Source organism: Bacillus sp. MUM 116, assembly GCF_001866655.1.
Taxonomy (GTDB): Bacteria; Bacillota; Bacilli; order Bacillales; family Cytobacillaceae; genus Neobacillus.
On record NZ_MLYR01000003.1, the window covers coordinates 74,790 to 83,495 of the forward strand.

The 8,706-nt window shown below is 37.5% G+C and carries 8 protein-coding genes and 2 pseudogenes; 3 read left to right on the forward strand and 7 right to left on the reverse strand.

What is annotated here, in order from left to right; translation table 11 throughout:
* From BIV60_RS01080 to gndA, 3 genes and pseudogenes are all read right to left on the reverse strand, one after another.
* Window positions 1–873: an ABC transporter permease gene (locus BIV60_RS01080; RefSeq protein ID WP_256218262.1), complete on the reverse strand. Its 873-nt coding sequence runs from the start codon at window positions 871–873 to the stop codon at window positions 1–3.
* Window positions 874–887: 14 nt separating this feature from the next.
* Complete coding sequence (locus BIV60_RS01085; RefSeq protein WP_071353896.1) at window positions 888–1,886, reverse strand: ABC transporter substrate-binding protein; 999 nt, start codon at window positions 1,884–1,886, stop codon at window positions 888–890.
* Window positions 1,887–2,054: 168 nt separating this feature from the next.
* Window positions 2,055–3,083: pseudogene (gene gndA, locus BIV60_RS01090) on the reverse strand (NADP-dependent phosphogluconate dehydrogenase); the annotation flags it as partial.
* Between gndA and BIV60_RS01095 the strand changes: the two are divergent.
* From BIV60_RS01095 to hxlB, 3 genes and pseudogenes are all read left to right on the forward strand, one after another.
* Window positions 3,044–3,415, forward strand: a complete 372-nt coding sequence (locus BIV60_RS01095) for a winged helix-turn-helix transcriptional regulator (protein WP_071353909.1) — start codon at window positions 3,044–3,046, stop codon at window positions 3,413–3,415. The pseudogene gndA and the gene BIV60_RS01095 overlap by 40 nt on opposite strands.
* A gap of 227 nt (window positions 3,416–3,642) precedes the next feature.
* Entirely contained in the window at window positions 3,643–4,284 is a 642-nt protein-coding gene (gene hxlA / locus BIV60_RS01100; protein ID WP_071353897.1) for a 3-hexulose-6-phosphate synthase, read from the forward strand.
* A gap of 44 nt (window positions 4,285–4,328) precedes the next feature.
* Window positions 4,329–4,857 (forward strand): annotated as a pseudogene (gene hxlB / locus BIV60_RS01105) (6-phospho-3-hexuloisomerase).
* A gap of 64 nt (window positions 4,858–4,921) precedes the next feature.
* On the opposite strand, the gene fni reads toward hxlB, so the two are convergent.
* The 4 genes from fni to cmk form a co-directional block, all read right to left on the reverse strand.
* Window positions 4,922–5,977 (reverse strand): type 2 isopentenyl-diphosphate Delta-isomerase, encoded by a 1,056-nt coding sequence (gene fni, locus BIV60_RS01110; RefSeq protein WP_071353898.1) that lies wholly within the window; start codon window positions 5,975–5,977, stop codon window positions 4,922–4,924.
* A 12-nt stretch (window positions 5,978–5,989) separates the two neighbouring features.
* Window positions 5,990–7,129, reverse strand: coding sequence for a 30S ribosomal protein S1 (gene rpsA / locus BIV60_RS01115; RefSeq protein ID WP_071353899.1), 1,140 nt, complete (start codon window positions 7,127–7,129; stop codon window positions 5,990–5,992).
* 155 nt (window positions 7,130–7,284) lie between these two features.
* Complete coding sequence (locus BIV60_RS01120; protein ID WP_071353900.1) at window positions 7,285–7,866, reverse strand: lysophospholipid acyltransferase family protein; 582 nt, start codon at window positions 7,864–7,866, stop codon at window positions 7,285–7,287.
* Window positions 7,867–7,868: 2 nt separating this feature from the next.
* The gene (cmk, locus tag BIV60_RS01125; protein ID WP_071353901.1) at window positions 7,869–8,546 is read right to left on the reverse strand and encodes a (d)CMP kinase; all 678 of its coding nucleotides are present in this window, start codon (window positions 8,544–8,546) and stop codon (window positions 7,869–7,871) included.
* Window positions 8,547–8,706: the final 160 nt, after the last annotated feature.

Below are 8,706 nucleotides of genomic sequence, written 5' to 3' on the forward strand. Positions count from 1 at the left end.
TCACCTTCCATAATGCCATGGGAACATTTTTCTAATTGCCACTTTTAAGATTAAATCAGAAAGCAAACCCAACAAGCCGATTGTCAAGATACCAAAAATAATATTTCCGGTTTTCAACATCCGCTGAGACTCTAAAATCAGACTCCCAATGCCAGAAGATGAGGCAACAAGCTCTGCGACAATAATGTATGACCATGCCCAGCCAAGAATCAGCCGGATTATTTCCATTATACCGGGAATAGAAGCAGGAAGAATGACAGACCGCAGTACTCCAAATCTCGTTCTCCCAAGTGTATAGGCTGCTTCTAAAAGCTCCCGCCGTACATTTGCTACCTCAACAGCAGTCATAAGAACTAAGGAGAAAAAGGTTCCAACAAAAATAATTGTAATTTTCTCCAATTCTCCCACACCAATCCATAATATAAAGAGCGGGATAAATGCAGATGCCGGCATGTATCGAATCGAGGAAATCACTGGTTCAAAAAATGCTTCCACTACTTTAAATGTGCCCATCAAAATGCCAAGTGGCAATCCTACGAGGACAGCAATCATAAAACCAGCAAGAACTCGATAAATCGTGATTCCAATATCATTAATAAAGCCATATTCAGTAAACAAGGTAATCCCAGAATTGATAATTTGTGTGGGAGTCGGTAGAAAAAGGGGATCGACCATTCCCCCATATGTTAGTAAAGACCAAATAACAAACAATAATACGATACTCGATACGCTAACTCCTAAATATAATTTATACGGTATATTTGCTTGTGGCTGGAGCCATTTTCTATTTTTATGTGCACCATTTCTTTCAGCTTGAAATGGCATTTTGGGTGGTTGTTTAACTACTTCCTCGTTTTTTACCACTTTTTCCACAGAATCCCTCCTCTTTATTGAACAAATGAATAGTCAATAATTTCATCAATATTCGGCTCATTATCGATTAATTTTTGCTGTTTCCAAAAATCTGCGCCTAATTTTGAGAGTTCATGTAATGGTCCAGGATGATCCTTAGTTCCAAAGTATTTTTTATTTCCCTCCTCATCATAAAACTGCACACCCTGCAATGACTCTTCTAATTCTTTTGGAGATTGCCCCATTGCTTTACCCATAATTTTCAATGCATCTTCCTTATTTGTTTTATAGTACTCGACTGCCTCAAACCAAGATTTTACTAAAGCTTTTACCGCTTTTGGGTTTTCTTTAGTGAAATCTTTTCTCATGGCAATCGTACTTGTAATGACGCCCGGGGAAGCGGCACTAGTCACTAATACGTTTCCAAAGTTTGTGTGTTTAGCTTTTGTTAACCATGGCTCCCAAGTAACTGCAGCATCTACTTTGTTCGCCACGAATGCTGCACCTGCATCTCCAGCCGTCATGTTTTGTGCATCAATATCTTTAAAATCAATTCCCTCTTGCTTTAATAAATAGAGGAACCAAAAGAAGCTTGCTCCACCGTCCGTCTGTACAGCAACACGCTTACCTTTCAAATCTTTCAAACTTTTAATTTCTTTTTTTGCTACAATCCCGTCCCCGCCATGTGAATCATCCAACGCCACCACCTGAACGACCGGCACATTGCTAGCTGCAGTGACTACATGTGTGTCTACAGTGGAAGCAAATCCCTGCAGGCGGTTTGCTGCAAGCGCGGTTCTGCGATCCGTATTGCTTTCCATTTTCATCAAATTTACGTTAACGCCATTCTTTTTGAAAATTCCTTTTTCCTGTGCAATGTATAGTGGAGAATACCCAACCCAAGTGGCCACACCTAAATTAATAACATCATTATTAGTAGATTCCTTTTTTTCTGTACCGGTGCTAGCTTTCCCTGAACATCCTGTCATGGCTAGTAATAAAATAACGAATACAATCAACCCAAATTTTCTCATTAAACTACCACCTTTTTAGAATTTTCAAAAAATAAAAACACTTAAGTAATTTATACAATAGTTTTTTATGAAAAAATGCAATTTTATGACATAGGACAAGAAACTATACAAAAAAATAAATATTTACACTGTGAAAACCTTATTATCCCAAGCGGATACAAATTACTTTTAACTCCACACCGTATGAAACCTTCCTTCCCGATCAACACGCTGGTAGGTATGTGCACCAAAATAATCACGCTGGGCTTGAATAAGATTGGCAGGTAATGTTTCAGTACGATAACTGTCATAGTAGGCTAATGCACTAGAAAAAGCAGGTACAGCAACACCATGCTCAATAGAAAGTGTAATCACTTGCCTTAAAGCAGATTGATAGTTTTCTACAATTTCTTTAAAATAAGAATCTAGTAATAAGTTAGGCAGATTAGGATCCCGATCATAAGCACCTTTAATTTTTTGTAAAAATTGCGCCCGAATGATGCAGCCACCCCTAAAAATCATAGCAATATCACCATAGCGAAGGTTCCAGTCATATTCCTCTGAGGCCGCACGCATTTGTGCAAAACCTTGTGCATATGAACAAATTTTACTCATATATAAAGCTTTCCGTACTGCTTCAATTAACTCTTTCCTATTCCCTTCAAACGTCCTTGTTTCCGGACCAATTAATAACTTGCTTGCTTTAACTCGCTCATCTTTCATGGCAGAAATATAGCGGGCAAATACAGATTCCGTAATAATTGGAAGTGGCACACCTAAATCCAAGGCACTTTGACTTGTCCATTTACCAGTGCCCTTTTGGCCTGCTGCATCTAAAATAACGTCAACTAATGGTTTGCCTGTTTCATGATCGACCTTTGTAAAAATATCAGCAGTAATCTCGATTAAATAACTATCTAATTCACCCTTGTTCCATTCTGCAAAGACCTCATGAAGTTCTTGGGCTCGTAACCCTAGGACATGTTTTAGAATAAAATAAGCTTCAGAGATTAACTGCATATCCCCGTACTCAATACCGTTATGCACCATTTTTACATAATGTCCGGCGCCATCTGGACCAATATAGGTAGAACAAGGATCACCATTTACTTTTGCAGAAATCGCTTCCAAGATTTCTTTTACCAATTCATATGCAGCTTTTTGGCCGCCGGTCATAATTGCAGGGCCATTTAGTGCTCCTTCTTCCCCTCCGGAAACAATTAACACTCGCTATTATAGGGGGTAAATGGAAAATGCTTATTATGTGGCATTTGGGCAAAGAAGGAACAAAGAGATTTAATGAATTACGTTCGCTTATTCCAGAGATTACGCAAAGAATGCTGGTAAACCAATTGAGAGAGCTCGAAGAAGATCTCATTGTTTCGCGAAAGGTGTATCCAGAGGTTCCCCCAAAAGTGGAGTATTCACTAATCTTACATGGAGAAAGTTTAATGCCCATTCTTGAGTCAATGTATGATTGGGGAAAAAATTATACGGAGAATATTATTAAAAATCCAGAGCCCTTAAGAAAGTCTATAAAAGAATATTAATTTTAAAAAAACCATATCGCTGCGAGTTAATTAATTCGTATCGATATGGTTTTTTGAATTTTTTAACAGTAAAAACTAAGAAAGGAATGCCTCCATCTTTATTTTCTAAGTATACTTTTTCTCACCATATGAGTTTAAAGTGCGTACTTCCTTTTTCTAATAGTCAATTCTAAAATGAAGTTGTGCTAGAAAATTTTGAAAAACATAAAAATAGGAGTGAAGAAATCATGGAATTACAATTAGCGTTAGATCTTGTTAACATTCCGGAAGGAATAAAGGTGGTAGAGGAAGTAGCAGAGCATATTGATATCGTTGAAATTGGTACACCCGTGGTCATTAACGAAGGCCTTAAAGCTGTAAAAGAAATCAAACAGGCTTTCCCAACTTTAAAAGTATTAGCTGATTTAAAAATTATGGATGCTGGTGCATACGAAGTTATGAAGGCTTCTGAAGCAGGTGCAGATATTATTACAGTACTTGGAGCAACCGATGATTCCACTATCAAAGGTGCTGTTGAAGAGGCAAAAAAACAAGGTACAAAAATTTTAGTTGATATGATCAACGTAAAAAATCTAGAACAACGTGCAAAAGAGGTTGATGCACTAGGGGTGGACTATATTTGTGTTCATACAGGTTATGATCTTCAAGCTGCAGGAGAAAACTCTTTTGAACAGCTTCAAACTATTAAACGGGTTGTAAAAAATGCGAAAACTGCCGTAGCAGGCGGTATAAAGTTAAATACACTTCCTGAAGTGGTCCAATCACAGCCAGACCTGGTTATTGTAGGCGGAGGCATTACAGGTCAAGAAGATAAAAAAGCAGTGGCTGCTAAGATGCAAGAATTAATTAAAGAAAAAGCACATGCATAAAAGGGCAAATGATCTATTATGCAAACTACTAATATTTAAATAAAATTATTCAAGAGTTACAATATACCTCTTCTTTAATCTCGGAGGAGATGCAGAAAAATTAGTAAATACTATATTTGAATCCAAAAAAGTATTTTTAGTTGGGGCAGGCCGGTCAGGATTTATGGCAAAATCCTTTGCAATGCTGCTGATGCACATGGGTGTAGACGCCTATGTAGTTGGGGAACCGTTAAAGCCAACATGGACAAAAAAGAACTATTAATTATCGGATCAGGTTCATGCGAAACAAAGGGTTTAGTCTCAATGGCTGAGAAAGCAAGAAAAATTGGCGGAACAGTTGCAGCTGTAACCATTTTTCCTAATTCAACAATTGGGAAATTAGCAGATTTCACCGTTAAATTGCCAGGGGCCCCGAAAGATCAATCTGAAAGCGAATTTAAGACCATTCAGCCAATGGGTTCATTGTTTGAACAAACACTTCTATTATTTTATGATGCCGTTATATTAAGATTTATGAACAAACAAGGGCTGAATTCCTATACTATGTATGGAAAGCATGCAAATCTAGAATAAGCAAAGCTATACAAACTAATTTGTTTTCTTAACTTTAAAGCTCTCGCTAATAGCGAGAGCTTTATTAAATTCGGCGCTGGCTGTATTTTTTTGTATCAAACCCTCTTTGATTTAACCAATGATACGTATTCCCGGAAATCATTACAGGAACCCGTTGTAATTCTGAGATGGATTTTGCCCCTAATGCAGTCATAATCATGATTAAATCTTGATGAAGACGATTAATCTCCTCTTGTAATGCCTCCTGTCCATTCTTCATGAGAATACGCAAAAAATGCCCGGATATCCCAATTGCATTTGCACCAATTGCAAGACCTTTTGCCATGTCAAGACTGGAGTGAAAACCGCCTGATCCAATAATTAGAAGTTCATTTGAATGGCCAGCTGCTTCGAGGATTGAAATAGCCGTGGGAATGCCCCATTCATTAAAAAAAGCTAGAGGCTGCTTATTTCGCTTATTTTCAATTTCTGCAAAATTGGTTCCGCCAAAACCGCCGACGTCTACAGCTGAAACCCCAATAGATGAAAGCTTTTCAACCGTTTCCCGGCACATTCCAAAGCCAACCTCTTTCACAATAACCGGGACATCCACCGCTTTCACGATTGTTTCAATCCGCTTCAATGCACCTGAAAAGTCCCGATCCCCTTCAGGCATGGCCAATTCCTGGATAACGTTTAAATGAATCTGTAGGGCATTTGCGTCAACCATTTCAACAGCTGCTTTTGCTTGTTCTGGTGTAGCTTCACTGCCCAGATTGGCTATAATAATTCCTGTTGGATTTTCTTTTCGGACAACCTCATATGTGAATCGCTGCTCTTTATCCTTTATCGCCGACATTTGCGACCCTACTGCCATTGCAATCCCTGTGTTTTTCGCAACTTCAGCGAGGTCTTTATTAATTTTAAAAGTTTTTTCACCGCCGCCACCCGTCATCGCATTGATAAAAATTGGCGAACTTAAAGAAAGTTCGCCAATTGAATGGTCTATTCGAACATCGGACAAATTAAGATCCGGTAAGCTCTGGTGAATAAAATGGATATCTTCAAATGAAGTTGAGCGTTCCTGCCTGTTATCTAAGGCATAGCGTATGTGATCCCATTTTCGTTCAAATCTAGACACGTAAAATCACCATTATTTTCTAAGATTCTTTAATTGCTCGCCAATTACTTCTCCAAGCTGAAAACCTTTGGATTCTTCAGGAAGTTCATAATCCAAGTTTTCTTCAACATCTTTTTCAAGAAGTTCTTTAATACTTAAGGAAAGTCGTTGTTCTTGTTCATTCACATCAAGGACCTTAGCTTTCACTTCTTGACCTTCTTTTAATACCTCATGTGGAGTGGCAATATGCTTATGGGCAATCTGTGAAATATGAACAAGCCCTTCAACACCAGGGAAAACTTCAACAAATGCACCATAAGATACAATTCTTTTTACCGTACCTTCCATAACACTGCCCTTTGGTGCTCTTTCTGAAATATTTGCCCAAGGTCCAGGTAAGGTTTCTTTAATCGATAAAGAAATTCGTTCATTATCACGGTCAACGTTTAAAACTTTTACTTGGACTTTTTGACCTTCTTGAACAACATCTGATGGTTTACCGACATGTTCATGAGATAATTGAGAAATATGAACAAGCCCATCAATACCACCGATATCAACAAATGCTCCAAAATCAGTAATTCTTTGCACGGTTCCATCAATAACCTGTCCTGCAGTTAAGGCATCAAGAAGATTTTGCTTTTTCTTTCCTTTTTCTTCTTCTACTACAGCTCGATGAGAGAGAATTAAGCGGTTTTTTTCCTTATCAAGTTCAACAATTTTGAAGGTAAGATTTTTACCTTTGTAATCAGAAAAATCCTCCACGAAATAGGCTTCAACTAACGAAGCTGGTATAAAGCCTCGAACGCCCAAATCAACAACGAGTCCACCCTTAACAACATCTTTTACCTCAGTTTCAATAATTTCGCTGTTTTGGAATTGTTTTTCGAGATGGTCCCAAGCTTTAAGAGCATCTACTTTTCTTTTGGAAAGTATTAAAGCATCCTCTTCGACTTTAAGTACCTCCAGTTCAAGCTCATCGCCTTCAGAAACAACATCTGAAGCTTTTTCGATATGCAGACTTGATAGTTCACTTATCGGAATGATTCCATCTAGTTTACTATCCTGAAGATTTACTAAAACCTGTTTTTCTTCTACTTTTGAAACTTGTCCTTTAACTTTATCACCAATTTCAAAAGATCTTACTTCTACTTGATTCATTTCTTCCGACATATGTATTCCTCCTTAATCCAATTACTGCAAACTCTATATATTGGGGTGTAAACTGCCATCCCATTTAAAAACTTTCTTAATACAAGCTTGAGAATATTCAAAAAAAATCTCTTTTAATAAACTTCTTATAAATAACCTGTTTTGTCAAGTAGAACCTATCGGTGCTCTTTAATAAGTTTATGAATTTCAGCCATTATTAATTCAGTCACTTCTTCAGGAGATGCTTTTGCCTTTCTGAGTTCTTCCATCGGCATTGGGTTTCCATATACCACCTTTAACTTACGAAAGCTTTTATATGGACCAATAACTGCACAAGGTACAACGTGTGCATTCGATCTTAGGGCAAAAAATCCAACCCCTGCAAGTCCTTTTCCTAATTCTCCGTTCTTACTCCTTGTTCCTTCAGGGAATATCCCTAAAACATGACCTTCTTTTAAAACACTTAATCCTTTCCTCAAGGCGTCGCGGTCACTCATACCTCTTTTTACCGGAAAGGCATTGCACATTCTAACTATTTTCCCGAATACAGGTACTGAAAACAATTCTTCCTTTGCCATAAAATGAACCGTTCTAGGTACCATTATACCAACAACGGGTGGATCAAGGTTATTGATATGATTCGAACATAGAAGCACGCCACCTTCTTTAGGAAAATGCTCCGTCCCGATTGCATCAATTCGATACAATGGCTTTAATATTGCATACAATACTGATTTTGCAAAGGAATAAAATGTCACTCTTAACCAACCCTCTCCTGAACTAGTTCCATTATTTTTTCAACTACTTCAGGAATGGTCATTGCTGTTGTATCTATTGCAACTGCATCCTCCGCTTTTTTCAGTGGCGCAATTTCTCTTTCTGAATCAATTTTATCTCTTAGAGCAATTTCTTCTTTTAATTTTTCCAAATCGGAAGGAAAGCCCTTTTGAAGATTTTCAGCATGACGTCTTTCAGCTCTTTCATTAACACTTGCAAGTAAAAAAACTTTAACTTCTGCATGTGGCAATACATGTGTTCCAATATCCCGACCGTCCATCACAACACCACCTTGTACCGCAAAAGCCTGTTGTCTTTTTACCATTTCCTCACGAATTTTCTGTTGTTTCGCAACGATTGATACATTATTCGTTACTTTAGAGGAACGTATATCGGTAGTTACATTTTTTTGATCTAAATAAACCAATTGACCGCTTTCTGAAGGCTGCAATTCAATTTCTGTAGTTAGCAAGGTATCGTATAACGCTTCACCATCCTCAAGGTTCAAATCTTTTTGAATTGCTTTATATGTTAAAGCCCGATACATTGCCCCTGTATCAATGTAGATATACGATAATTTTTCTGCTACAATTTTTGCTACTGTACTTTTTCCGGCTGCAGCAGGACCGTCAATTGCGATAGAAATCCTCTTATTATCCATAAATCCTCCTAGAAACTTCCTGATTCAATAAGAATCACTTCTATATTTATTTTACCATAAGAAATTGGAATACTTCCTTTTTTTACTCCTTAATATTTGAAATTCTTACAAGAGCTATTCTTATCTAAAGGCTATTTTCGAATAGATTGTTGTTTTTCGT